Annotated in this window: 19 protein-coding genes and 1 pseudogene; 8 read left to right on the forward strand and 12 right to left on the reverse strand. The window is 71.8% G+C overall.

Annotation, left to right across the window (positions count from 1 at the left end):
* Positions 1 to 34: 34 nt before the first annotated feature.
* Positions 35 to 2,557: an ATP-dependent Clp protease ATP-binding subunit gene (locus ACFXKG_RS10170; RefSeq protein ID WP_365806116.1), complete on the forward strand. Its 2,523-nt coding sequence runs from the start codon at positions 35 to 37 to the stop codon at positions 2,555 to 2,557.
* Between the two features lie 103 nt (positions 2,558 to 2,660).
* Here ACFXKG_RS10170 and ACFXKG_RS10175 read toward each other — a convergent pair whose 3' ends face one another.
* Both ACFXKG_RS10175 and ACFXKG_RS10180 read right to left on the reverse strand, forming a co-directional pair.
* Positions 2,661 to 5,894 carry an NACHT domain-containing protein gene (locus ACFXKG_RS10175; RefSeq protein WP_384835194.1) on the reverse strand — a complete coding sequence of 1,078 codons (3,234 nt, stop codon included), beginning with the start codon at positions 5,892 to 5,894 and terminating at the stop codon, positions 2,661 to 2,663.
* Positions 5,891 to 6,280: a trypco2 family protein gene (locus tag ACFXKG_RS10180; protein ID WP_384835197.1), complete on the reverse strand. Its 390-nt coding sequence runs from the start codon at positions 6,278 to 6,280 to the stop codon at positions 5,891 to 5,893. Before ACFXKG_RS10180 ends, ACFXKG_RS10175 begins: the two co-directional genes overlap by 4 nt.
* A 362-nt stretch (positions 6,281 to 6,642) precedes the next feature.
* On the opposite strand from ACFXKG_RS10180, the gene ACFXKG_RS10185 reads away from it, so the two are divergent.
* On the forward strand, positions 6,643 to 7,320 hold the full coding sequence (locus tag ACFXKG_RS10185; protein WP_384835200.1) for a M23 family metallopeptidase: 678 nt from the start codon (positions 6,643 to 6,645) through the stop codon (positions 7,318 to 7,320).
* A 67-nt stretch (positions 7,321 to 7,387) separates the two neighbouring features.
* Here ACFXKG_RS10185 and ACFXKG_RS10190 read toward each other — a convergent pair whose 3' ends face one another.
* Positions 7,388 to 7,969: a TetR/AcrR family transcriptional regulator gene (locus ACFXKG_RS10190; RefSeq protein ID WP_384835203.1), complete on the reverse strand. Its 582-nt coding sequence runs from the start codon at positions 7,967 to 7,969 to the stop codon at positions 7,388 to 7,390.
* A gap of 144 nt (positions 7,970 to 8,113) precedes the next feature.
* On the opposite strand from ACFXKG_RS10190, the gene ACFXKG_RS10195 reads away from it, so the two are divergent.
* Positions 8,114 to 9,799, forward strand: a complete 1,686-nt coding sequence (locus tag ACFXKG_RS10195; protein WP_384835206.1) for an MDR family MFS transporter — start codon at positions 8,114 to 8,116, stop codon at positions 9,797 to 9,799.
* Between the two features lie 108 nt (positions 9,800 to 9,907).
* On the opposite strand, the gene cseC is transcribed toward ACFXKG_RS10195, so the two are convergent.
* The 6 genes from cseC to ACFXKG_RS10225 all read right to left on the reverse strand — a co-directional run bounded on the left by cseC (position 9,908) and on the right by ACFXKG_RS10225 (position 15,466).
* Entirely contained in the window at positions 9,908 to 11,233 is a 1,326-nt protein-coding gene (gene cseC / locus ACFXKG_RS10200; protein WP_384835210.1) for a two-component system sensor histidine kinase CseC, read from the reverse strand.
* Positions 11,230 to 11,934 carry a two-component system response regulator CseB gene (gene cseB / locus ACFXKG_RS10205; protein ID WP_384835213.1) on the reverse strand — a complete coding sequence of 235 codons (705 nt, stop codon included), beginning with the start codon at positions 11,932 to 11,934 and terminating at the stop codon, positions 11,230 to 11,232. The genes cseC and cseB overlap by 4 nt, the downstream gene beginning before the upstream one ends.
* 145 nt (positions 11,935 to 12,079) lie before the next feature.
* The gene (locus tag ACFXKG_RS10210) at positions 12,080 to 12,691 is read right to left on the reverse strand and encodes a hypothetical protein (protein WP_384835305.1); all 612 of its coding nucleotides are present in this window, start codon (positions 12,689 to 12,691) and stop codon (positions 12,080 to 12,082) included.
* Between the two features lie 98 nt (positions 12,692 to 12,789).
* Positions 12,790 to 13,395, reverse strand: coding sequence for a SigE family RNA polymerase sigma factor (locus ACFXKG_RS10215; RefSeq protein ID WP_384835216.1), 606 nt, complete (start codon positions 13,393 to 13,395; stop codon positions 12,790 to 12,792).
* 227 nt (positions 13,396 to 13,622) lie between these two features.
* Complete coding sequence (locus ACFXKG_RS10220; protein WP_384835308.1) at positions 13,623 to 14,537, reverse strand: A/G-specific adenine glycosylase; 915 nt, start codon at positions 14,535 to 14,537, stop codon at positions 13,623 to 13,625.
* A gap of 272 nt (positions 14,538 to 14,809) precedes the next feature.
* Positions 14,810 to 15,466, reverse strand: a complete 657-nt coding sequence (locus ACFXKG_RS10225; protein WP_384835219.1) for a phosphatase PAP2 family protein — start codon at positions 15,464 to 15,466, stop codon at positions 14,810 to 14,812.
* A gap of 169 nt (positions 15,467 to 15,635) precedes the next feature.
* Between ACFXKG_RS10225 and ACFXKG_RS10230 the strand changes: the two genes are divergently transcribed.
* Positions 15,636 to 16,520, forward strand: a complete 885-nt coding sequence (locus ACFXKG_RS10230; RefSeq protein WP_384835222.1) for a hypothetical protein — start codon at positions 15,636 to 15,638, stop codon at positions 16,518 to 16,520.
* A gap of 131 nt (positions 16,521 to 16,651) precedes the next feature.
* Here the strand turns inward: ACFXKG_RS10230 and disA are convergent, their stop codons facing one another.
* Positions 16,652 to 17,776: a DNA integrity scanning diadenylate cyclase DisA gene (gene disA / locus ACFXKG_RS10235; RefSeq protein ID WP_384835225.1), complete on the reverse strand. Its 1,125-nt coding sequence runs from the start codon at positions 17,774 to 17,776 to the stop codon at positions 16,652 to 16,654.
* Positions 17,777 to 17,820: 44 nt separating this feature from the next.
* Positions 17,821 to 19,227 carry a DNA repair protein RadA gene (gene radA / locus ACFXKG_RS10240; protein ID WP_384835228.1) on the reverse strand — a complete coding sequence of 469 codons (1,407 nt, stop codon included), beginning with the start codon at positions 19,225 to 19,227 and terminating at the stop codon, positions 17,821 to 17,823.
* 243 nt (positions 19,228 to 19,470) lie between these two features.
* Between radA and ACFXKG_RS10245 the strand changes: the two genes are divergently transcribed.
* Entirely contained in the window at positions 19,471 to 21,384 is a 1,914-nt protein-coding gene (locus ACFXKG_RS10245; protein WP_384835230.1) for a hypothetical protein, read from the forward strand.
* A 28-nt stretch (positions 21,385 to 21,412) separates the two neighbouring features.
* Here ACFXKG_RS10245 and ACFXKG_RS10250 read toward each other — a convergent pair whose 3' ends face one another.
* Positions 21,413 to 22,237 carry a hypothetical protein gene (locus ACFXKG_RS10250; RefSeq protein ID WP_384835233.1) on the reverse strand — a complete coding sequence of 275 codons (825 nt, stop codon included), beginning with the start codon at positions 22,235 to 22,237 and terminating at the stop codon, positions 21,413 to 21,415.
* A gap of 40 nt (positions 22,238 to 22,277) precedes the next feature.
* On the opposite strand from ACFXKG_RS10250, the gene ACFXKG_RS10255 reads away from it, so the two are divergent.
* From ACFXKG_RS10255 to ACFXKG_RS10265, 3 genes and pseudogenes are all read left to right on the forward strand, one after another.
* Complete coding sequence (locus tag ACFXKG_RS10255) at positions 22,278 to 23,207, forward strand: Ppx/GppA family phosphatase (RefSeq protein WP_384835236.1); 930 nt, start codon at positions 22,278 to 22,280, stop codon at positions 23,205 to 23,207.
* A gap of 135 nt (positions 23,208 to 23,342) precedes the next feature.
* Positions 23,343 to 24,170: pseudogene (locus ACFXKG_RS10260) on the forward strand (sugar phosphate isomerase/epimerase family protein); the annotation flags it as partial.
* Between the two features lie 218 nt (positions 24,171 to 24,388).
* On the forward strand, positions 24,389 to 25,006 hold the full coding sequence (locus ACFXKG_RS10265) for a TetR family transcriptional regulator (RefSeq protein ID WP_384835239.1): 618 nt from the start codon (positions 24,389 to 24,391) through the stop codon (positions 25,004 to 25,006).
* The last annotated feature ends 59 nt before the right edge of the window (positions 25,007 to 25,065 follow it).

Genomic DNA, 25,065 nt, shown 5'->3' on the forward strand with positions numbered 1-25,065 from the left:
TTTACTGCCTGACCGCTCTGAGGAGCGATTAACGATGTTCGAGAGGTTCACCGACCGCGCGCGGCGGGTTGTCGTCCTGGCTCAGGAAGAAGCCCGGATGCTCAACCACAACTACATCGGCACCGAGCACATCCTCCTGGGCCTTATCCACGAGGGTGAGGGTGTCGCCGCTAAGGCCCTGGAGAGCCTCGGGATTTCGCTCGAGGCGGTCCGCCAGCAGGTGGAGGAGATCATCGGCCAGGGCCAGCAGGCCCCGTCCGGGCACATCCCCTTCACTCCCCGTGCCAAGAAGGTCCTGGAGCTGTCGCTCCGCGAGGCCCTTCAGCTCGGCCACAACTACATCGGCACCGAGCACATCCTGCTCGGCCTGATCCGCGAGGGCGAGGGCGTCGCCGCCCAGGTCCTCGTGAAGCTGGGCGCCGATCTCAACCGGGTGCGGCAGCAGGTCATCCAGTTGCTCTCCGGCTACCAGGGCAAGGAGGCCGCCACAGCGGGCGGTCCTGCCGAGGGCACGCCCTCCACGTCCCTGGTCCTCGACCAGTTCGGCCGGAACCTCACCCAGGCCGCCCGCGAATCCAAGCTCGACCCGGTCATCGGGCGCGAGAAGGAGATCGAGCGGGTCATGCAGGTGCTGTCCCGCCGTACGAAGAACAACCCGGTCCTCATCGGCGAGCCCGGCGTCGGCAAGACGGCGGTCGTCGAGGGACTGGCCCAGGCCATCGTCAAGGGCGAGGTGCCCGAGACCCTCAAGGACAAGCACCTCTACACCCTCGACCTCGGCGCGCTCGTCGCCGGCTCCCGCTACCGCGGTGACTTCGAGGAGCGCCTGAAGAAGGTCCTGAAGGAGATCCGCACCCGCGGCGACATCATCCTGTTCATCGACGAGCTGCACACCCTCGTGGGTGCCGGCGCCGCCGAGGGCGCGATCGACGCCGCCAGCATCCTCAAGCCGATGCTGGCCCGCGGTGAGCTGCAGACCATCGGTGCGACGACGCTCGACGAGTACCGCAAGCACCTGGAGAAGGACGCGGCGCTGGAGCGCCGTTTCCAGCCGATCCAGGTCGCGGAGCCGTCGCTGCCGCACACGATCGAGATCCTGAAGGGGCTGCGCGACCGTTACGAGGCGCACCACCGTGTGTCCATCACGGACTCCGCGCTGGTCGCCGCCGCGACGCTCGCCGACCGCTACATCTCGGACCGCTTCCTGCCGGACAAGGCGATCGACCTGATCGACGAGGCCGGCTCCCGGATGCGCATCCGCCGGATGACCGCGCCGCCGGACCTCCGCGAGTTCGACGAGAAGATCGCCGGAGTCCGCCGCGACAAGGAGTCGGCCATCGACTCCCAGGACTTCGAGAAGGCCGCCTCTCTCCGGGACAAGGAGAAGCAGCTCCTCGCCGCGAAGACCAAGCGGGAGAAGGAGTGGAAGGCCGGCGACATGGACGTCGTCGCCGAGGTGGACGAAGAGCTGATCGCCGAGGTCCTGGCGACGGCCACGGGCATCCCGGTCTTCAAGCTCACGGAGGAGGAGTCCTCCCGGCTGCTCCGCATGGAGGACGAGCTCCACAAGCGCGTCATCGGCCAGAAGGACGCCATCAAGGCGCTCTCCCAGGCGATCCGCCGTACGCGAGCCGGCCTGAAGGACCCGAAGCGCCCCGGCGGCTCGTTCATCTTCGCCGGTCCGTCCGGTGTCGGTAAGACCGAGCTGTCCAAGACGCTCGCCGAATTCCTCTTCGGCGACGAGGACGCGCTGATCGCTCTCGACATGTCGGAGTTCAGCGAGAAGCACACGGTTTCCCGTCTCTTCGGTTCTCCCCCCGGATACGTGGGATACGAAGAGGGCGGCCAGCTCACCGAGAAGGTCCGCAGGAAGCCGTTCTCCGTCGTTCTCTTCGACGAGGTCGAGAAGGCCCACCCCGATATCTTCAATTCCCTTCTCCAGATCCTGGAGGACGGTCGCCTGACCGACTCCCAGGGCCGGGTCGTGGACTTCAAGAACACGGTCATCATCATGACGACCAACCTCGGGACGCGGGACATCTCGAAGGGCTTCAACCTGGGCTTCGCGGCGCAGGGCGACACGAAGACGAACTACGAGCGGATGAAGAACAAGGTCAACGAAGAGCTGAAGCAGCACTTCCGGCCCGAGTTCCTCAACCGTGTCGACGACACGGTCGTCTTCCACCAGCTCACCGAGGAAGACATCATCCAGATCGTCGACCTGATGGTGCACAAGGTGGACGAGCGCCTCAAGGACCGCGACATGGGCCTCGAACTGAGCCCGAGCGCCAAGTCGCTCCTCGCGAAGAAGGGCTACGACCCGGTCCTGGGCGCCCGGCCGCTGCGCCGGACGATCCAGCGGGAGATCGAGGACATCCTCTCCGAGAAGATCCTCTTCGGTGAGCTGCGCCCCGGTCACATCGTGGTCGTGGACACGGAGGGCGAGGGTGACACGAAGAAGTTCACCTTCCGCGGCGAGGAGAAGTCCCCGCTCCCGGACGTCCCCCCGATCGAGCAGGCGGCGGGCGGCGGCCCGAACCTGACGAAGGAGGCGTGACGCGCGGTTTGCGTGCGTGACGCTGCTGGGCTGAGCGCCTGAGCGCTTGAAGGGGCTGCCCCGGACCGTTTCTTACGGGTCCGGGGCAGCCCCTTTTCGCGGCCTAGGCTCCTTCTACGGTCAGGCGGTCGCCGAAGGGTTCGGTGCCGAGGAGGACGGGCAGGGCGCCTGACCACTTGGACGAGACGGTGATCCGCAGCCCGGGGAGACCGTGCAGAGGCGTCAGATCCAGGTCCTCGCCCTCCGGGACCAGGGAGCTGAGGGTGAGCTCCGTGAGGGAGGGGAATGCCTCGGCGACATGTTCGAGCCCGGCGTAGTCGGATCCGATGTGCAGTTCCAGGCTGGTGATCTGCGGTGCTGGAGTGGTGGTGCCGCGTCTGCCGTGGACCAGCCAGGTGCAGGAATCGAGATGCAACGTCAGGGCGCGGAGTGCGGGCCACAGCCTCAGCGTGGAGAGATCGATCCGCTTGCCGCACAGGACGTCGAGGACGACCACGCCGGGGTGGGCACGGGGCAGACTGCTGGTGGAAAGCGTGCTCGGGTACTCGAGAAGCAGTGCGGCGAGTTCGGGGATATGTCTGATCGGCGCCAGTTGCGCCTGGGTGACGCCGTCCAGGCTCAGGTTGAGCAGCTCGATGTGTGTCTTCTTGAGCGAGGAGAATTTGGTGAGCGCCGGGTTGTAGAGGGCGGACAGCTCTTTCAGGAGCGGCAGCCGGTGGACGAACGCCAGATCGGTCAGCGTGGTGTTCTTCGAGATGGACAGATGGCGGACCTCTACTTCGGCCAGATGACAGGTCAGTTGAAGTTCCGAGAAGTCACCTTGGAGCATCAGGGTGCCGAAGGGGGCGAGCCCTCTGAGCAGGCGCAGTTGGTCGATGCTGTCCACCAGGACGGCTTCCTCCGCGAGCGGAATGCCGGCGAGCACTTCACGGGCGTACGCCTCCACGGGGAAGTTTCCCCAGCCCTCCACGAGTACCCTCCGAGCCGCCTGGCTCCCACGCCGGGCGAGCTGTTTCGCGTAGGGAATGGCATCGGCGCCTCCGATGTGGCACAGAAGGTCAGCCGTGCGCGCGGCGCCGTCAGGGTTCAGCTCGGACGGTTCGGGGAGGAGGGGCAGTACGTACTCCCCGAGCGATGCCACCGCCTCCACCTCCGCGCTGTTCTCGGGCGGGAGCAGTGCGCGGATACGGGCGGCGACCGACTGACCGACGATTTCGTCGACCACGACCGTGCCGAGGAGGCAGCGGGCCGCGAGTGTGTACAGGGTCACGCGCTCCGCCCGGTCCGTGGTGTCTGCCCCGTTCTTCAGCAACCCCTCGATCAGCTCACGGACTTCGTGGGGGCGGCAGTGGCCCACCGCCAGCCGGACGGTGTCCTGCCACTGCTCGTTGTGGGCGTTCCGGAGCAACTCCGGGAGCGAGCCGCCTTCCACGAAGGCGCGGGCCGCCAAATAGTCCTGGAACGTTCGGTGGATGAACTGGATCTCGTCGTCGCCGCGTTCCTGGAGCAGACCACTGCGGTTGAGCAGATGCGTCAGGACCCTTGCCGCCGAACCCTGCTTGCCGACCTGGGGCAGCCGTCGCATCGCCACACTGATCTGCCGCTCCGCCACCTCGCGGGAGAGCTGCGCCTGTCCGGCCCGTACCAGCCAGACCGCGAGGGACTGCAGCAGCTCCTGGTGCTCCTCGAAGCCCATCGTGATGCCGTCCGGGTCCGCGATGCCGCGCTGTCTGTCCCGGGTGCCGAGCAGCATCGCGAGCGTGGAGCGGTAGAGCTCCCAGCGGGTGTCCGGCAGGAGGCCGCCCCTGCGGCGGTGCAGGGCGCAGATGACGGCGCAGAGCAACGGGGTCTGGGCGAGGGTGCGCAGAGCATCGTTCTGCCTGAACTGCGCCCGCAGTTCGGTCTCCAGCGAGGTCAGTTCGGCGTGTTCCGCCTTGGCGCGGTCCTGGTCCGCGTAGGTGTCGCATTCGAGGCGTGCGGCCCGGTGCCAGGCCGTGACGAACGCCTGGATGTCCTCGTGGCGCATCGGGAGGAGCTGCAGCTCGTCGAATCTCCCGGAGCGCAGCCACTCCTCCTCGACGGCGAGCGGGCGCACGGTGGCCAGGCAGCGGGTGGCGGGATACAGGTCGAGCAGTTCGTTCAGCCAGACCCGGGTGTTCTCGCGTTGGTCGGGAGGTACCTCGTCCACGCCGTCGACCAGGAGGAAGCCCCGCCCGGCCTCCAGCACCCGCTGCGCCCAGCCCGGGGGCGCGTCGTCCGCCAGGATCTGGGCCACGGAGGGGAGTTGCGCGGGTACGGGCAGCCCGTTGCCCCGTGCGTGCACCGCACGCAGGGGGACGACGAACGGCACCAGGCCGTTGAGATCGGCCAGTTCGGGGCCCAGAGTGCCGCAGGCCGCGTGGGCCGCGAGCCACCAGACCAGGGTGGTCTTGCCCGCACCCGCCTCGCCGCGCAGGAGCGTCCGGGGGCGGCCCGCCAGCAGGCTGTCGATACGGCTCGGCCGGACCGGGGGCGGCCGGTGCGGCTCCAGCCTGTCCGGGCCGCCCGGCCGCTCCCGCCCGCCCGCCTCCAGGCTCAGATACGCCGTGTCCAGGTCCCAGGTCGACTCATTCGTGCCCAACTCGTCGATGCCGAAGATCCGGGTCTTGCGGTAGCGCGCCCTGACGGCTTTCGCGTACCCCTTCTCGAAGCGTTCGTCCTGCGGGTGGACATCGGCCAGCGGCGCGATCCGGAACGTGTCACGGACGGGGACGCCCGCCTCCAGGATCTGGATCATCGGCACGCCCTCCACCCGTAAGTGGCCGCGGCCCCGGGGCACCTCGGTGACGATGCCGAGGAGCACCGCGCCCGCGAAGACCGGGGAGCCGGAGAGGCCCTGGAGAGGGGTGGTGTCGTCGGCGCGTTCCGCCGCTGCCGGGTGGGCCAGTTCGCAGACCAGGGCGGTGCGCAGCCGGCCCGCCGCCGGGAGGACCGTCGCGCGGTACTGGTCCAGTTCCAGGGCGCCGTCCGACCCGTACCGCTGGATGTCCGGGAAGCCGATGATCTCGCAGTGCGGCAGGGGCGCCTCCGTGGCGAGGACGCCGACGCGGAGGCGGCCGAGCGGGGCCGCCGCCTCCGGGGCGAGGATGTCGTGGTCGGTGAGGAGCAGGGCCGCGTCCAGGGTGTCGTCGCGCCACTGGACCTCGGCGGTGACGGTGTCCGCCCGGCCGGGGTGGGCGATCGCCGGCCTGTCCGTGTCGCCGACCACATGCGCGGCGGTCAGCACGGAGCGCGGGGTGAGCAGGACGCCCGACCCCTGCAGCTCCCCGAGGACCGCGACGACCCGGGTGACGCTCACCGCGTGCCGCCGCCGAAGCCCGAGGTGCTGCCGTGGTCCTCGTTGCCGACCTTCCAGGGCGCGCCGGTGCGGGCGTTCCGGGGTTTCAGGGTGAAGGCGACCTTGTGGGTGTGGCCCGAGGTGCGGGAGGCGTCCGTGCCGGCCTCCACCACCCATGCCTTGACCTTCGCGCCGCCCTTGACCTCCTTGCGCAGTTCCAGGGTGAACTCCATCTGGATGTCGCCGACCTCGAAGGCGACGGGGGCGCCGGCGGCGCGGGTGGCGGCGTCGAGAAGCTGGTCGCGTACGGACTGGATCGCGTCGGCCAGTTCGATGCCGTCGAAGTCGTGGTCGTGGTCGTGGCCGCGCTCGTGGTCGTCGGGGCGGGCGTGGGCCGGTGCGGTCATGGTGGTCCCCCGTGGGCGAGTCCTGTTCGTGGAAGCTTCCGAGACTAGGGGGCGCCCCGGGCCTTTGGTCCCGAAACGGACAGTCTTCCTACCCGGTGGCCGTGACAAGGCGCACAGGCGTTTCCGGCGCTACTAGCCGGAGTAGTGCGCGAGGCCCTCGGTCGACAGGGAGTCTCCGCTGTGCGGTGGCTGTGTGGGGGGCGGGACCTGCGGGGCGTCAAGAGGCCGAGGACCGGAGGGCGGTGCTACGACGGAATGTCGTAGATGGGGTGTTTTGGGATGCGGGTGGGTCCGGGTTACCAAGGTGTGGCCAGCCCGGTGCGTGTGTGCCGGGTCCGTTCATGCCTGGAGGTTCATCCCGTATGTCGCAGCGCAACCTGTCCCGTCTGGCCCGCCCGTCCGCTCTTCGTACCCGTGCCGGCGTTCTGGCTGCCGGACTCGGAGTGACGATGGTGGCCGGGACCGGGGCCGCGTTCGCCGCGACCAGTGGTCACGCCGCCCCGGAGAGCTCCTCGGCCTCGGTCGTGAGCTCGGCCGCCGCCGTCCACCACCAGGCCGCCGCACAGGTCAAGGCCGCCGACACCGCGCAGAGCAAGGCCGCGGCCGCCGCCAAGCGGGCCGCCTCCTGGACCGACCCCGTCAAGAAGTACACGCTGAGCGCGAAGTTCGGCCGCGGTGGCTCGATGTGGGCGCACAAGCACTCCGGCCAGGACTTCGCCGTGCCGATCGGTACCGCCGTCCACGCCGCCCACACGGGCACCGTGGTCAAGGCCGGCCCCAACGGTGCCGGTGACGGTCCCGCGTACGGCAACGCGATCGTGATCAAGCACAAGAACGGTACGTACTCGCAGTACGCGCACCTGTCGAAGATCGACGTGCGGATCGGCCAGCCGGTCACGACGGGGCAGAAGATCGCCCTGTCCGGCAACACCGGTAACTCCAGCGGTCCGCACCTGCACTTCGAGATCCGTACGACCCCGAACTACGGCTCGGCCGTCGACCCGGTTCCCTTCCTGCGCTCCGTCGGCGTCAAGGTGTGACACCCGGCGTCGGGTGTCATGGTGTGACACCCGAGCACCGGGGGTGAACCCCGCACGGGGCCGCGTCTCAGGACGCGGTCCCGTGGTGTGCTTTGGTGATCAGTTCGACGGAGACCTCCAGGATGGCCTCGCGCTTCTCCTCGGGGTCTCCTTCGACGTCCTTGAGGGCGAGCATCCCGGCGTGCATGGTGAAGAGCGCACTCACGCACCGGACCTGGTCGGTCATGGACGCGTCGGGGTCTCTGAGCAGGTCGAGCAGCCCCATCATGCGGCCCTTGAAGTTCTCGCCGATGCTCAGTTCGCGTACGGTCGCCTGGTTCTCCTGCATGAAGCGGAACATCGGCGCCGCGCTCGCCAGGGCCGCGCCGTAGCGGCGCAGGATCTCCTGCTTGTTCTCCAGCGTCTTCGGGTGCTCGCGGCCCCAGGCGACCAGTTCGTCGACCGGGCGGGTCAGGTCCTGGAAGAGGCTGACCAGGATGTCTTCCTTGGTCTTGAAGTGGTAGTAGAGCGCCGCCTTCGTGACGTCCAGCCGCTCGGCGATCTCCCGCAGCGAGGTCTTCTCGTACCCCTGTTCCGCGAACAGCTCCAGCGCGACGTCCTGGATGCGCTGGCGGGTGTTCCCGCGCCGCGGGTGCTGCGTGCTGCCCATGGGTGCTCTCCCAAATAACTTACTTGACGCCCGGCAAGTAGAGGTCTACCTTACCGCAGTGTAGTCAGCTAGCCGGGCGGCAAGTAAGGGTCCGCGCGGCATGTGCACCAGGCATCAGGGCGTACCAGGGGAACGGTGGGGACGATGAGTTCGAGCGGGAAAAAGCCAGGGAAGGCCGCGGACGCGGCACCAGGGGCGGGCGACGCTCCGGCGGACGCGGGGTCCATAGCGACCGCGGCGGCCGTGGCGGGGGCCGGGGGGCCCGCGGCCGAGGCGCAGGACGGGGGGCGGCAGCCGCGCAGCGTGCGCGTCGTCCTGCTGGCGCTGATGATCGCGATGCTGCTCGCCATGCTGGACAACATGATCATCGGCACCGCGATGCCGACCATCGTCGGCGAGCTGGGCGGCCTCGCGCACCTCTCCTGGGTCGTCACCGCGTACACCCTCGCCACCGCCGCGTCCACACCGATCTGGGGCAAGCTCGGTGACCTCTACGGGCGCAAGGGCGTCTTCCTCACCTCGATCGTCGTCTTCCTGATCGGCTCCGTGCTCAGCGGCATGGCCCAGGACATGGGCCAGCTCATCGGCTTCCGGGCCGTCCAGGGGCTCGGCGCGGGCGGTCTGATGGTCGGCGTCATGGCCATCATCGGTGACCTCATCCCGCCCCGGGAGCGCGGCAAGTACCAGGGCATGATGGCCGGTGTCATGGCCCTCGCCATGATCGGCGGACCGCTGGTCGGCGGCACGATCACCGACCACCTCGGCTGGCGCTGGAGCTTCTACATCAACCTGCCGCTGGGTGCCGTGGCGCTCGCGATGATCACCGCCGTACTCCACCTCCCCGCCAAGGACCGGTCGAAGAAGGTCAAGGTCGACTACCTCGGCGCCGGGCTGCTGACCGTCGGCATCACCTCGATCGTGCTGGTCACCACCTGGGGCGGTACGGAGTACGCCTGGACCTCCTCGATGATCCTGCTGCTGATCTTCATCGGGGTCGCCGCGCTCGTCGGGTTCGTCGCCGTCCAGACCAGGGCCCCCGAGCCGATCATGCCGCTGCACATCTTCCGGAACCGCAACTTCACGATCATGTCCGTCGTCGGCTTCCTGACCGGCTTCGTGATGTTCGGCGCGGTGCTCTTCCTCCCGCTCTACCAGCAGGCCGTGCAGGGCGCCTCCGCCACCAACTCCGGGCTGCTGCTCCTGCCGATGCTGCTGTCGATGATGGTCGTCTCGCTCGTCGCGGGGCGGATCACCACCAGCACCGGCAAGTACAAGATCTTCCCGATCGTCGGCGGCGGGCTGATGGTCGCCGGGCTCTTCCTCCTCGCGCAGATGGGCCCGGACACCACGCGGCTGACCTCGGGCCTCTACATGGCGGTGCTCGGCGCCGGCATGGGCTTCCTGATGCAGATCACCATGCTCGTCGCGCAGAACAGCGTCGAGATGAAGGACATGGGCGTCGGCTCGTCCACCACCACCCTCTTCCGCACACTCGGCGGCTCCTTCGGCGCCGCGATCATGGGCGCGCTCTTCACCAGCAAGGTGCAGGACGAGATGGCGGCCCGCGTGGGCTCCGGCGGTGCCGGCGCCACGCAGCAGTCCGCGCAGCTCGACGCCGCGAGCCTGGCGAAGCTGCCGGACGTGGTGCGCGAGGCGTACCAGCAGGCGGTCTCCGCCGGTACGCACTCGGCGTTCATGCTCGGCGCGGGGATCGCGGTGATCGGATTCGCCGCGGCGTTCTTCGTCCGCGAGGTGCCGCTGCGGGGCGCGGGGCCGCAGGGGCCCGCCGAGGCCGAGGCGGTGGACGGCAAGGTCCCGCAGGCCGCCTGACCCGCCCGCCGTCCCTCGCCTCCGGCCCTGTCCCGCACCACGGGGCGGGGCCGGAGGCGGCTCCGGAGCGTGACCGTACGGATACCTGCCGGCCGTGAGAGTCCCGGCCTAGTCGTCCGGCTGGTTGAGCAGCATCGGGAAGCTGCCCGTGTTCGTCGGGGCGTGCTCCGGGAGCCAGAGGACCGCGATCGCGCCGGTGACGTGGAGACCATCCCGCTCGACCATCCCCTCGGGGGTCGCGTTACGGAACGTGAGACGGGCGCCCAGCACGCGGGCCTGGCCGGCCGCGATGGTCAGGCCCAGACCGTGCCCGTACCCCGCGCGGTCCGTGGCGCCCGTACGGAAGCGGCTGGGACCCTCGCGGAGCAGCTCCTCGGGGAAGCCGGGGCCGTGGTCCCGTACGCGTACGACCCGCCCCTCCACGGTGACCTCGACCGGCGTCCCGCCGTGCTTGGCGGCGTTGGCCAGCAGATTGCCCAGGATGCGCTCCAGCCGCCGCGGATCGGTGCTGACCCACGAGTCGTGGACCACCTGGACCGCGATGTCGGGGTTCAGGGCGGCCACCCGCCGCACGATGAACTCGCCGAGGGCTATCTCCTGGAGCTCGGCCCGCTCCGACGCGCTGTCGAGCCGCGCCACCTCCAGGACGTCCTCGACCAGGGTCCGCATGGCCTGGGCCCGGTCGCGCACCAGCTCCGTGGGGCGGCCGGGCGGCAGCAGTTCGGCCGCCGTGAGCAGCCCCGTCACCGGGGTGCGCAGCTCATGGGCGATGTCCGCGGTCACCCGGCGTTCGGCCTCGATCCGCTCGTTCAGCGCGTCCGTGAGCGCGTCCACCGCGCGGGCCAGTTCGTCCGTCTCGTCGCGTACGACACCGCCGACGGCCTCGCCGACCCGTTCGTCCGTGTTGCCCTGCGCGACCCGGCCCGCAGCCGCCGCGGCCTTGCGCAGCCGCCGCGAGAGCTGGCCGCCGACCAGTACCCCGAGGGCGCAGCCGCCGAAGACCACCGAGACCGAGCCGATGATCAGCGACCGGTCCAGGTCCTTCATGATCGTGGTGGAGCGGTCGGCGAACTGGCTGTGCAGCGAGAGCACGGTGCCGTTGCCGAGCGGGACGGCCGCCCAGACATCGGGCACCCCGTTCGGCCCGTCCTGCACAAAGGTCGCGCGCCGCCCCTGTTTCATCTTCCGCTCCAGGGAGTGCGGCAGGTTCGGGTCGTCGACCTTCGTGCCGAACTTCGCCTCCTTGGTGCTGTCGTACATCCGCTGCGCGAACAGCAGCCGCTCCAGCTGGACTTCGCGCGCGTTGTCGAGCATCGAGACCCGGGCCGAGTTGTGCACGACCAGGCTCAGGGCGACCGCGACGAGCGCGCTGACCCCCGCGATCGCGATGCTGATCTTCCACCTGACGCCGGTGCGCAGGGCGAGGCGCTTCATGCCTTGAGCTTGTAGCCGAAGCCGCGGACGGTGTCGATACGGTCCTGGCCGATCTTGGTGCGCAGCCGCTGGACATGGACGTCCACGACGCGGGTGTCACCGCCCCAGCCGTAGTCCCAGACCCGCTCCAGGAGCTTGTCGCGGGAGAGGACCGTGCCGGGCGCGGCCGAGAACTCCAGGAGGAGCCGCATCTCCGTCGGGGTCAGCGCCACCCGCTTCCCGCCGCGGCGCACCTCCATGCCCTCCGTGTCGACCTCCAGATCGCCGAAGGAGAGCACGCCCTGCTCGTCGGCCCCGTCCCGGCCGTCCGGCTCCCCGGCCGGGCGGCCCGCGTGGCCGAAGCGGCGCAGCACGGCGCGGATCCGGGCGACGAGCACGGCGCCGTCGAAGGGCTTGGTCACGTAGTCGTCGGCGCCCGCCTCCAGGCCCAGCACCACGTCGATCGAGTCGGCGCGCGCCGACAGCATGATCACGGGCACGGTCGACTCGTCACGGATCCGCCGGCACAGGCTCACGCCGTCCAGGCCCGGCACCATCACATCGAGCAGCGCGATGTCGGGCCGGTCGGCGCGGAACGCCGCCAGGCCGGAGAGTCCGTCCGGCATGGCGGTGACCACGAAGCCGTCGCGCTCCAGCGCGAGTTGGGTGGCTTCGCGGATGACGTCGTCGTCCTCGACGAACAGGACATGGGTCTCTGCCATCCTGCGGCTCTCAGTTCTCGGTGTTCTCGGTCGTCGGTCGTCGGTAGTGGTCTCATGTCGGGCTTCGCCGTCGGCGTGTGTCCTGCCGGCCGGGCGGTGCCGGCCGGGTGGTGCCTGACAGGCGGTGCCGGCCGGGCGGAGCGGGTCAGCCTCCGTCGGCCACCGTGGGCTCGGGCTTCGGGCCGTCGTCGCCGCCGTTGCCCACCGCCCGGTTGAAGTCGTTGCGTACGCGGTACCGCTCGGTGAACCTGCCGTCGCTCCAGCTGTAGGTGACCACGTCCTCGCCCGAGGGGTACGTCATGGGGTCGCCCTTCCCGTACACCTGCTGGGTGACGACCAGTTCGCCGCGGTCGATCGTGGAGTACACCGCGGGCTCCTCGGCCGTGAAGACATTCTCGTACGCGTCGTTCTTCTCGCGGTAGACGAACGTCCCGATGCCGACGGCGTCGCCGCACGTCATCACGTTGACCACCAGGTCGGGCGCGGCGCCGCCGGTCAGGTTCCCGTACGACGTGTCCACCGGGTACGTGTCCTCGGCGCACGGTTTGAGATCGGCCTTGATCCGCCGGCTGACCTTGGGGTCCGTCCTGAGCAGCGCCACCGCGTCGACGGTCGTCGCGGGCGTCACCACCGAGGCCCTGGGCGTGGGAGCGCCCCGCTCGACCGGCGCGGTCACCGCCGCGCCCTCGTCACGGGTCCCCGTACCGCCCGTCGAACAGCCGGCCGCGAGCAGCCCGAGCGCGGCGAGTCCGGCCAGCCCGGCCAGGACCGTACCCCCCGTGGCCAGGGAGGCCGTACCTCCCGACGCCGGGGAACCCCGCCCCACCGATTTCTCTCCCGACCGGTCGGGGCCTCTCAGGCCGCGCACCTCTCCCGCCCCCGTTCCTGACGGCCACCCCGGCCGCCCCGTGCGTCACGACGGACCACCACCGGCTGCTCCGGCGCGTGATCGTCCCGTTCCCGGCTCTGGGCCGCGCGGCTCTCCAGCTCCTCACGGAGCCGGGCCAGCGCGCGGTGGAGCGTGCTCTTCACGGTACCCGCCGACATGCCGAGCGCCGCGGCGGTCTCCTCCGTACTCATCTGCTCCCAGTGTCGCAGCACGACGACACTGCGCTGCTTGGGCGCCAGCACCCCGAGGATGTCCATCAGCAGCGCCCGGTCGGCCCGCTGCTCACTGCCGTCCTCGACGCTCGCGTCGGGCAACTGCTCGGTGGGGACCTCTTCGAGCTTGCGGGCGCGCCACCACTCCGTACGGGTGTTGATCATGACGCGGCGGAGATAGGCGTCGGCGAGGGACTTGTCGGCGATGCCGTCCCAGCGGCCGTACGTACGGGCCAGCGCGGTCTGGAGGAGATCCTGCGCGTCGACGGGATCGGGTACGAGACGCCGGGCGCTCCGCAGGAGTGCCTCCTGCCGGGTACGCACGTACTCCTCGAATCCGAGCACCTCACCCTGCGCCATGCCAATCGCCTCCGACCCCGTGAACACCCGCGCCGTTCGCTGACGGCGCCTCCCTGACGTCACTGAAACTACGGAGCTGTTGTCACGAGGCTGTGCGGGACAGCCGTCGGCGGACGCACGGCTGTCCATCGGTTGTGTAACGGCGACCCGTCGGGTGCCCTGCCGCTCCCGGTCCCGGGGCCCTGGCCCTCCCGGTCCCGGAGCCCGGTCCCGAGATCCGGTCCGGGTCAGCTCTGCGGCAGCCGGTACAGGGCGTTCTCCAGGGGTTCGACCAGTCCGTCCGCGACCAGTCCGTCCAGCGCCCGCGCCCGCTGCACCGGCTCGTCCCACACCGCGTCCAGCGCGGCCTGCGGTACGGGTGTGACGGCCTCCCGCAGTACGGCGAGGAGCTTGCCGCGCACCTGGCGGTCCGTGCCCGCGTACGTCTGGCCGCGCCGCGGCGGCCCGTCGTGGGCGGGCTTACCGGCGAGCTGCCAGGCGCACCGCGCGGCGATCGGGCAGCGCGCGCACCCTTCGTTCTTCGCCGTGCAGATCAGGGCGCCCAGCTCCATGGAGGACGCCGCCCAGGCCGCGGCCGTCGCCGCGTCCTCGGGGAGCAGTGCCCGCGCGAGTTTCCGCTCGGCGGCGGTGGTCGCGTTCGGCGGGTACTGGACGCCGTTCACGGCGCGGGCCAGGACGCGGCGTACGTTCGTGTCGAGCACGGCGTGCCGCTGTCCGTACGCGAACGACGCGACCGCGGCGGCCGTGTACTCGCCGATCCCGGGGAGCGAGAGCAACTGCGCGTGCTCGCGGGGTACGTCACCGCCGTGCCGCTCCGTTATCGCCTGCGCGGCGCCGTGCAGGCGCAGCGCGCGGCGCGGATAGCCGAGCCGGCCCCAGGCGCGCACGGCCTCGCCGGGCGCCTCGGCGGCCAGGTCGGCCGGGCGTGGCCAGCGGGCGAGCCACTGCTCGTACACCGGGAGGACCCGGCTCACGGGGGTCTGCTGGAGCATGAACTCGCTGACCATCACACCCCAGGCGCCCGCCTCGGGGCGGCGCCAGGGCAGATCGCGGGCGTGCGTCTCGAACCACGCGATGACGGGGGTGTGCAGGGCGGAGTGGGCGGGGGCCGACGGGGAGGACTGGAGCGACGGGGCCGACAGGGAGGACGGAGACGACGGAGACGACGGAGGCGACGGGGACGACGGAGGGGTCGGGGGCGTCGAGTGCGCGGAGATAGCAGTCATGGCAGCACCGATCCTGACATGTGCAGGAGCGCGGACGGTGCAGCAGGCAGGCGCACGCCGGAGTACGCCGGACAGCACCACGCGCCCGGGTCAGCGCTGCGCGCCTGGGGCGGTGCCACGTGTCCGGGTCCGGGTCCGGCGTGCCCCAGGGGTACGCCCTTCCGGCCGGGCTTCGATTCCGTCCGTGCTCAGTTCCGTCCGGCGCTGTGGCGTCCACGCGCCACCACCGGCTCGGTCTCGCCCGGTCCCGGGCCCGCCAGCCAGAGCGCCGCCCCGGAATTCGAGGAACGCATCGTCTCGACCAGTCGTTGCAGGGGACGGGCCGCGAGCAGGATGAAGAGCGGGGCCACGACGCCGCCCACCACCAGGCCGACCGCCACGTCGTGCGGGTAGTGAACGCCGACGAAGACCCGGGAGAACGCCATGAGCAGCGCCATCGGCACCGTCAGATAGGCGAGTACGGGGCGTGCGACGACGAGAGCGATCGCCGCCGCCCCGGCGATCGTCGCGTGGTTGCTGGGGAAGGACCAGTCGCCCACGGGCGGGCACGGTATGAGGGAGACGGACCCCGTGACGGTCCGGCAGGGGCGGTCCTCCTGGATCACCGACTTGGACAGTTCACTGCAGACATAGGCGAAGGCGGTCCCGAGCGGGGCGAGCACCGCGACCGCCACGGCACGTGAGCCGGACGGTCTGGCCTGCCACCAGACCATGACGAAGAGGGCGCCGAACAAGAGGAGTCCGGCTTCCGTCCATAGCTCCGCCAGGGACTGGAACCAGGAAGGGGTCGTGTGCGCGAAGTCGAGGACATCGCTGTAGAGGCCGCTGGTTGCGCTGCTGTTCATGGGGAGAACGTACCGATGCCACCGGGAGTTCCCCCAACCGCTACCTGAATACGCATCAGTCGAAGAAAGCCGCCCAGCTCGCGCCTCCGGGATGATGATCCGGAAAACTTGCGCGCATGAGCGGCATGTGGGGCGGGAGTTGGCCCGGATCTCTCGTACAGTTTGCGCCGTGGGATCTTTGCGCAATCCGGTCGGGCCGCTTCCCTCCACCATCTACTGGCGTCGGAGGGCAGTAGCGGCGACGCTGATCGCGCTGCTCGCTCTGCTGGTCGTATGGGTCGTCACCTCCGGTGGGGGTGGCAGCAAGAAGACCGACGGCAAGGGCGACGGCGCCAACCCCGTCACGTCCATCACCCCGGGCCCCTCCGGTTCCGGCCCCGCCATCAGCGAACAGCCGGGCGGCCGCGACGAATCGAGCGGTTCCGGCGACGGCGGCGGAGACCAGGGCGGTACGGACGCGGGTGCCGACGACGGCAAGAACGGCGACACCGGCGCCCCGGGCTCCGGCGGCGACAGCGGCGGCGCCGGCTCGGGCGGCGGCAACGACGCGTCGGACGGTGGCGGTTCCGCCGGCTCGTCCGGCGGGGGCGCGGGCTCCGGCGGGGGCGGCACCACCACCTCCGGCCGGCAGGTGCCCGCGGGCTCCGCGCTGCCGGACTGCGCGCCCGGCTCCCTGACGCTGACCCTCTCCACGACGAAGGTCGGGTACGGCCCCGGCGAGAAGCCCGTGTTCCGGCTGGTCGCCAAGAACACCTCCGAGACCACCTGCAAGGCGGACTTCGGGCCGAAGGCCGTGGTGCTCACGGTGACGGACTCCGACGACGACCAGGTGTGGTCCTCCGAGGACTGCCCCCAGGCCGGCAGCGCGTTCTTCCAGGTCCCGGCGGGCGACACCGTCACCCGCACCGTCGAGTGGGACCGCAAGCGCAGCGCGGCCCGGTGCGCCACCCCGCCCGCCGCCGCGGTCGGCCCCGGAACGTACCTGGTGGAGGCGGCGGCCCCGGGAGCGACGGTGAAGCAGGGGCAGCAGTCGATCCGCCTGGAGAAGGACTGACCCCGGAGCCGGACGTGCCGTAGTCGGACCGTCAGGCGTGCCGTAGCCGGACCGTCAGGCGTACCGCCGTCGGACCGATCGGGCGTATTGCCGTCAAACCGTCAGACGTATCGGCGTCAGACCTACCGGCGTCAGACGTACCGCTCCAGGATCGACGACTCCGCGAGCCGCGACAGGCCCTCGCGGACGCTCCGCGCGCGGGCCTCGCCGACGCCGTCCACCGTCTGGAGGTCGTCCACGCTCGCCGCCAGCAGCTTCTGCAGCCCGCCGAAGTGCTCGACCAGCCGCTCGATGATGGCGCCGGGCAGCCGCGGCACCTTCGCCAGCAGGCGGTAACCACGCGGCGAGACCGCCGAGTCGAGCGTCTCCGGAGAGCCGCTGTAGCCCAGCGCCCGCGCCACGATGGGCAGTTCGAGAAGCTCCGGGTGGGTGAGCGCGTCCAGCTCGACCAGGGCCTCGTCGACCGTACGGGCCCGCTTCGCGGTCGGCTCGGGGACGTAGTCGCGGGCCACCAGATCCCGCTCCGGCTCCACACCCGCGATCAACTCGTCCAGCTGGAGCGAGAGAAGCCGGCCGTCGGTGCCCAGCTCGACCACGTACTCGGCGATCTCCGTGGCGATCCGGCGCACCATCTCCAGCCGCTGCGCCACCGCCGTCACGTCCCGGACCGTCACCAGGTCCTCGATCTCCAGGGCGGAGAGCGTGCCCGCGACCTCGTCGAGGCGGAGCTTGTACCGCTCCAGCGTCGCCAGCGCCTGGTTCGCCCGCGACAGGATCGCCGCCGACTCCTCCAGGACCCGGCGCTCCCCGTTGACGTACAGCGCGATCAGCCGCATCGACTGCGACACGGAGACGACCGGGAAGCCGCACTGCTTGGAGACCCGGTCCGCCGTGCGGTGCCGGGTGCCCGTCTCCTCGGTGGGGATCGAGGACTCGGGGACGAGCTGCACGCCCGCGCGGAGGATCTTCGTGATGTCCTTGTCGAGGATGAGCGCGCCGTCGAGCTTGCACAGCTCGCGCAGCCGCGTCGCGGTGAACTCCACGTCCAGCACGAAACCGCCCGTGCACATCGACTCGACGGTCTTGTCCATCCCCAGGACGATGAGACCGCCGGTGTTACCGCGCAGGATGCGCTCCAGCCCGTCGCGCAGCGCCATCCCCGGCGCGACAGCGCTCAGGGAGGCGCGCATCAGCGCTTCGTTGCCGGAGCCCGCGCCGGACTTTCCGGGTGCTGATGCCCGGTCGTTGGCTGCCACTGCACTCCTCCGGCTCGTACGGATGGGCGAGACCAGGGCAAAGTCTACCGGCGAGCGTTGTCGTCCCGTGGGGCGTCCGCCCGACCTCGGCGCGGCAGCACCCTCAGAGCATCCCCCATGTCGCCCACTTCCGTGACCTTCATCCCGGGCGGGACCTTGCCCGGATCGGTCGGGACGAGCGCCTGTGTGAAGCCCAGACGGTGTGCCTCGGCCAGTCTGCGCTGGACGCCCGTGACCCGTCTGACCTCGCCCGCGAGCCCGACCTCGCCGATCGCGACCAGATTCTTCGGCAGGGGGGTGTCGCTCGCCGCCGACGCCAGCGCGAGGGCCACCGCGAGGTCCGCGGCGGGCTCCGTCAGCTTCACGCCGCCCACCGTCGCGCTGTAGATGTCGCGCTTGCCGAGCGCGCTGATCCGGCCGCGCTGCTCCAGCACCGCCAGCATCATCGACACCCGGGAGGTCTCCAGGCCCGAGGTGGTGCGCCGGGGCGAGGGGATCTGCGAGTCGACCGTGAGCGCCTGCACCTCGGCGACGAGCGGCCTGCGCCCTTCGAGGGTGACCGTGAGGCAGGTGCCCGGTACGGGCTCGTCGCGCCGGGTCAGGAAGAGGCCAGACGGGTCGGCGAGGCCGGTGATCCCTTCGTCGTGCAGCTCGAAGCAGCCGACCTCGTCCGTCGCGCCGTACCGGTTCTTCACGCCGCGGACCAGCCGCAGCCGCGCGTGCCGGTCGCCCTCGAAGGAGAGCACGACGTCCACGAGGTGTTCCAGCAGCCGCGGGCCCGCGATCGCGCCGTCCTTCGTCACGTGCCCGACCAGCAGCGTCGCCATGTCGCGCTCCTTCGACGCCCGGATGAGCGCCCCCGCGACCTCCCTGACCTGCGCCATCCCGCCCGGCGCCCCGTCGATCTCGGGGGACGCGACGGTCTGCACGGAGTCCATGATCAGCAGTGACGGCTTGACCGCGTCGAGATGGCCGAGGACGGCGGAGAGGTCCGTCTCGGCGGCGAGGTAGAGATGGTCGCTGATCGCCCTGATCCGGTCGGCGCGCAGCCGGACCTGGCTGGTGGACTCCTCGCCCGTCACATAGAGCGTCCGGTGCGCGTCGCTGGCCGCCTTCGCCGCGACGTCCAGCAGCAGGGTGGACTTCCCGACGCCCGGCTCGCCCGCGACCAGCACCACGGCCCCGGGCACCAGCCCGCCGCCGAGCACCCGGTCCAGCTCGGGCACACCGGTCGAGCGCGCCGTCGCCGTACGGATGTCGACCTGGCCGATCGGGAGCGCGGCCGTGGAGACCCGGCCCGCCGCCGTCGTCCGCACGGCAGGCGCGCCGTACTCCTCGACCGTGCCCCACGCCTGGCATTCGGGGCAGCGGCCGAGCCACTTGGCGGTCGTCCAGCCGCACTCGGTGCAGCGGTAGGACGGCCGGTCCTTGGATTTCGTACGGGCAGCCATGGCGTCACCGTATAGGGACCCGCCGACACCCGGGGCCCGGCTTCCGGGGCGGTGCCGCGGTCGTCGTGGGACCCGGACAGTGCGCGGGCGAAGTAAGTCGTACAAGGGAGGGCTCTGTACCACTTCCGACTCATCGAAACACGACAACCGTGTCCCCCTTTGAGGGATAGATTCACCCGTAAGGATTAAATGTGCTCAAGGGGTGTGAAGGGTGCGGGCCGCCCTGTCTACCGTCGCCAGGTGATGAGCAGCAGCCCCGAAACCTCCGCGGACACCACCGGCGCACACACCGGCGCGGAGCGTGCGCTCCGTCGGGCGCCCCGAGCGGTGGCGCAGCGCCCTCCGGCGCGGTACGAGCCGTATCTGGACGGCCTGTTCACCTACTGCCTCTCCGTGCTCTGCGACCACGACGCCGCCACCGAGGTGCTCGGCGACGTCCTGGCCATCTCCGAGCGCCAGTACGGCCGCTGCCCCTCCGGCGCCGGGGAGCGCAGGGCCTGGCTCTACGCCCTCGCCCGCTGGGCCTGTCTGCGCAAGCTCACCGCACAGCGCCGCACCCCCGCACACGCTCCCGCGCGGACCCCGGCACAGGCCCCCCTGCCGGCTCCCGCGGTCGCGCCGGAGACCGCCGAGCGCCGGCGGCGCGAACTGGCCCTGCTGGCCTGGCCCGAGGCCGCCGGTACGACGCCCGAGCAGCGCGAGGTCCTGGAGCTGGCGGTACGCCACGGGCTCGGCCCGAACGATGTCGCCGCCGTACTCTCCAAGGAGCCCGCCGCGACCAGGGAGCTGCTCGCCTCCGCCGCCTGCGAGGTCGAGCGGACCCGCGCCGCGCTCGCCGTGGTGGACACCGGCGGCTGCCCCTCCGTCGCCCGGCTCACCGGCGACCACCGCGTACTGCTCTCCGCCGCGCTCCGGCGCGAGCTGGTCCGCCACGTCGACGACTGCCCGCGCTGCCGCCGCGCCGCGGAGCACGCCGACGCGGCGGGGCCCTGGCCCGGCTCGCGCACGACACCGCCCCTCCCGGCCGGCCCGTCCGGCGCGGGGGAGGCGCCCTCCCCGCTGCCGCTCGTCGAGGCGCCGCGCGGCGCCGCCTACACCGCCATGATCCAGACGCCGCGCGCCCGCGCCGCCGCCCCGCGCTTCGGCCGTAACGGCTTCCCCATGGACCCCAAGGACCGCGCCGCCCGCCGCGACCGGCTGCGGGCGCGGGCCGTGACGACCACCGTCGTGGCGACCGTCGTCGCCGCGCCCGTCCTCGCCCTCTGGGCGGCGTACCGCGGGGCGCCGGGGACCGGTGAGGGCCGCGACGGCGCCTCGGTCACCGCGGCCGAGACCGCGGGCCCGCCCGCCCTGGACGGGCATCCCCCGAACGGCACCGACGGCACGGACGGCATTGACGACTACCCGCACGACGACCCGTACGAGCGCTACGAGCACTACGCGAACGCGGGCAGCGCCCAGAACCGGCCCGGCGCCCGCTTCCCCGGGGGCGGCCGCGCGCCCGCCGTCTCGGTCGAGATCGTCAGCGACGGTACGGGCGCGCCGCCGCCCGGCGAGGGCCGCCCCGGCCCTGGCCCGCTCACCGTCGAGGCGCGGCCCGCCGGTGCCGCCACCCTGATCACGCTGCGGGCCACCGGCGGCGAGCGCGTCGCCTGGACGGCCGGGACCCGGGCCCCCTGGCTCACGCTGAGCCGCCACTACGGCACGCTCGCGCCCGGCGAGTCCGTCACCGTCCGCGTCTCCGTGGACCACGGGCGCGAACCGGCGGGCCCGTGGAGCGCCCGGGTCGCGCTCTACCCGGCGGGCGCCGCCGTACGGATCCACGGGTACGGGGCCAGGCCCGCGCGCCCCGGACACCCGGGCCGCCCCGGGCCCGGCGGGCCGACCTGGGCCGGTCCTTCGGCCCCGGGCCCCGCGAGCCCCTCCGGCCCCGCGAGCCCCTCGGACTCCTCGCCCACCGTCCCTGGCGGCCCGACCGGCGGTACCGGATCCTCCGCACCCTCCGCCCCAGGACCGGGGCCGGGCGGTCCGACGCAGCCGCCCCCCGACCCGGACCCGCCCGATCCGGGCCCCACCGGCAGTTCCGGTACGAGTCCCAGTGCCGGTCCCGGCTCCACGGCCCGCGTCAGCCCCGGTGCCGGCACCGGGCCCCGCTGACCGGCGTCAGCCCCAGGTCAGCCGCGCGTCAGCCCCGCGGCGGGTCCGCCGGGTGCGGTGCCAGCAGGGGAAGCTCGCTCGCCAGGCGCCGCTCGCAGAGCTCCACCAGCCGGTCGTACCCCTCCTTGCCCATCAGCTCCGTGAGCTCGGGCCCGTACGTCCTGTACACCGGCTCGCCCGCGCCGTGCGCCGATGTCGCCGACGTGCACCACCAGTGCAGATCGTGACCGCCCGACCCCCAGCCGCGGCGGTCGTACTCCCCGATCGACACCTGGAGGACGCGCGTGTCGTCGGGCCGGTCGATCCAGTCGTACGTACGCCGTACCGGCAGCTGCCAGCAGACGTCCGGTTTCGTCTCCAGCGGCTCGCGCCCCTCGCGCAGCGCCAGGATGTGCAGCGAGCACCCCGCGCCCGCCGCGAAGCCGGGCCGGTTCTGGAAGATGCAGGACCCCTCCCAGCGCCGCGTCTGGCGCTCCCCGTCGTCGTCGGTCTGCGTCCAGCCCGTGGCCGTCCCCTCCTCGTGGAACTGCCACAGCTCGGGCGTGAGGCGCGCCACATGCTCCGCGACCCGCGCCTCGTCGTCCTCGTCCGAGAAGTGCGCGCCCAGCGTGCAGCAGCCGTCGTCGGCGCGGCCCGCCTCGATGCCCTGGCAGCCGCTGCCGAAGACGCAGTTCCACCGTGACGTGAGCCATGTCAGGTCGCAGCGGAACACCTGCTCGTCGTCGGCCGGGTCCGGGAACTCGACCCAGGCGCGGGCGAAGTCCAGGCTCTTCTCGTCGGGCACGGCCCGGTTCTCGTCGGGGTTCTTCGGGCCTTTGGCTTTGCCCGGCTTCGTCTTTTTCGTCTTCGGCACATGCCCAGCGTATGCGCGGATCGCAGTAGCGTTCCGTTTCATGAGACTCGGAGTCCTGGACGTCGGTTCGAACACCGTGCACCTGCTGGCGGTCGACGCCCACCGCGGTGCCCGCCCGCTGCCGGCGCATTCGCACAAGGCGGAGCTGCGCCTCGCCGAACTGCTCGCCCCCGACGGAGCCATCGGCCCCGACGGCGTCGACCGTCTCGTGGCGACGATCGCGGACGCCCTCCAGGCGGCCGAGGACAAGGGCTGCGAGGACGTCCTCCCCTTCGCCACCTCCGCCGTACGGGAGGCCACCAACGCCGACCAGGTCCTCGCCCGCGTCAAGAGCGAGACCGGGGTCGATCTGGAGGTCCTCACCGGCGAGCAGGAGGCCCGTCTGACCTTCCTCGCCGCCCGCCGCTGGTTCGGCTGGTCCGCGGGGAAACTCCTCGTCCTGGACATCGGCGGCGGCTCGCTTGAGATCGCGTACGGGATCGACGAGGAGCCGGACGCGGCCGTCTCCCTGCCCCTGGGCGCGGGCCGGCTCACGGCGGGCTGGCTGCCCGGGGACCCGCCCGACCCGATCGACGTGAAGGCGCTGCGCCGCCACGTACGGGCGCGGATCGCCCGTACGGTCGGGGAGTTCGCCCGGTTCGGCAGCCCGGACCACGTGGTGGCCACGTCCAAGACCTTCAAGCAGCTCGCCCGGCTGGCGGGCGCGGCCAGGTCCGGCGAGGGGCTGTACGTGCAGCGCGAGCTGAGCCGCACCGCCCTGGAGGAGTGGGTGCCGACCCTCGCCACGATGAACGCCGTCCAGCGGGCCGGGCTCCCCGGCGTCTCCGAAGGCAGGTCGGCCCAGCTGCTGGCGGGCGCGCTGGTCGCGGAGGGCGCGATGGACCTGTTCGGGGTCGAGACGCTGGAGGTCTGCCCGTGGGCGCTGCGCGAGGGCGTGATCCTGCGGAGGCTCGACCAACTCGCGCCGTGACCGTGTGAGGGCTGTGACCGTACGAATGGTGACAGCCGGCCGAGCCGCGCCCGGGAGGCCGCCTGGAGGCCCCCCGGAGGCCGCTGTACCGGGCCGGGCCGATGGCCGCGCCGCCGGGGCCCGTACGCTGTCCTCGTGGCAGATCCAGTGGTGCGCATCCCGGATACGAAGGTCGCGCTGTCGACGGCCTCGGTCTATCCGGAGTCCACGGCGACGGCCTTCGAGATCGCCGCCCGCCTCGGATACGACGGCGTCGAGGTCATGGTCTGGACGGATCCCGTCAGCCAGGACATCGAGGCGCTGCGCCGGCTCTCCGACTACCACGGCATCCCGGTGCTCGCCGTCCACGCGCCCTGTCTGCTGATCACCCAGCGCGTCTGGTCGACGGACCCGTGGGTGAAGCTCCAGCGGGCGCGGGCGGCGGCCGAGAGCCTCGGCGCCTCCACGGTGGTCGTGCACCCGCCGTTCCGGTGGCAGCGCCAGTACGCGCGCGACTTCGTCTCCGGTATCTGGCGGATGGCGGACGAGACGGACGTGCGGTTCGCCGTCGAGAACATGTACCCGTGGCGTTACCGCGACCGTGAGATGCCGGCGTACGCGCCCGGCTGGGACGTCACCCAGGACGACTACCGGCACTTCACCCTCGATCTCTCGCACACCGCGACCTCCCGCAGCGACGCCGTGGCGATGGCGGGCCTCATCGGTGACCGGCTGGGCCATGTCCACCTCGCGGACGGCAACGGCTCGGCGAAGGACGAGCACCTGGTGCCGGGGCGCGGTACGCAGCCGTGCGCCGAGCTGCTGGAGGGGCTCGCGGGCAGCGGCTTCGACGGCCATGTCGTGATCGAGGTCAACACCCGGCGCGCGATGTCGGCGGCGGAGCGGGAGGCGGATCTCGCGGAGGCGCTGGCCTTCGCGCGGCTGCACCTCGCGTCGCGCCCCGCCACCGCGGCCCCGTCTCCTTCCGCCGCACCCGCTTCCTCCGGCTCGTCCGGCTCGTCCGGCTCGTCCGGCTCCTCCGCCTCGTCCGGCTCCGGCGGCGCTGCCGCTGCCGCTGACGCGCGGTCCCAGGGCGCGGCGGCGGGCGCGGGCGCGCCGGCCGGCCGGGGGTCCCGGTCGCCTCGTACGTCCCGCAAGTCCCGTGGCAACGGCACCTCGGACGCCTCCGGAGCCCGCCCCTCATGACCACCGGCGCCACCCCCCGTCGCCGGGGCCGCCCGGCCCGCAAGGACGCGGAGTCCGGCCCCGGCGCCCGGCAGAAGATCCTTGACGCCGCCCGCGCGGAGTTCGCGGCGCGCGGCTACGACAAGACGTCCGTCCGCGGCATCGCCAAGGCGGCCGGCGTCGACCCCGCGCTCGTCCACCACTACTTCGGCACGAAGGACGAGGTGTTCGCGTCCGCCGTCGAGATCTCCTTCGAACCCGCCCTGACGGTGCCCGCCAAAGTGGTCGCCGGAGACCCCGGCACGATCGGGGAACGGCTCGCCCGCCAGTTCTTCGCCGTCTGGGAGAACCCGGCGACCCGGACCCCGCTGCTGGCCGTCATCCGTTCCGCGCTCACGCGCGACGCCGCGGCGGCGGTGCTGCGTACGTTCGTGCTGCGCCGGCTGCTCGGCCAGGTCGCGGAGCGGCTCGACGTACCGGATCCCGAGTTCCGCGCGGAGCTCTGCGCCTCCCACATGGTCGGGATCGCGCTCCTGCGGTACGTGATCAAGGCGGAGCCGCTGGCGTCGGCGGACATGGAGCAGATCATCACGATGGTCGCGCCCACGCTCCAGCGCTACCTCACCGAGGCGTGACCCTGCCGCACCGAGGCGTGACCCTGCCACCAGGTTCCGGGCCGTCGGCCGCACCGGCT

Source organism: Streptomyces sp. NPDC059255 (assembly GCF_042752355.1).
GTDB lineage: Bacteria > Actinomycetota > Actinomycetes > Streptomycetales > Streptomycetaceae > Streptomyces.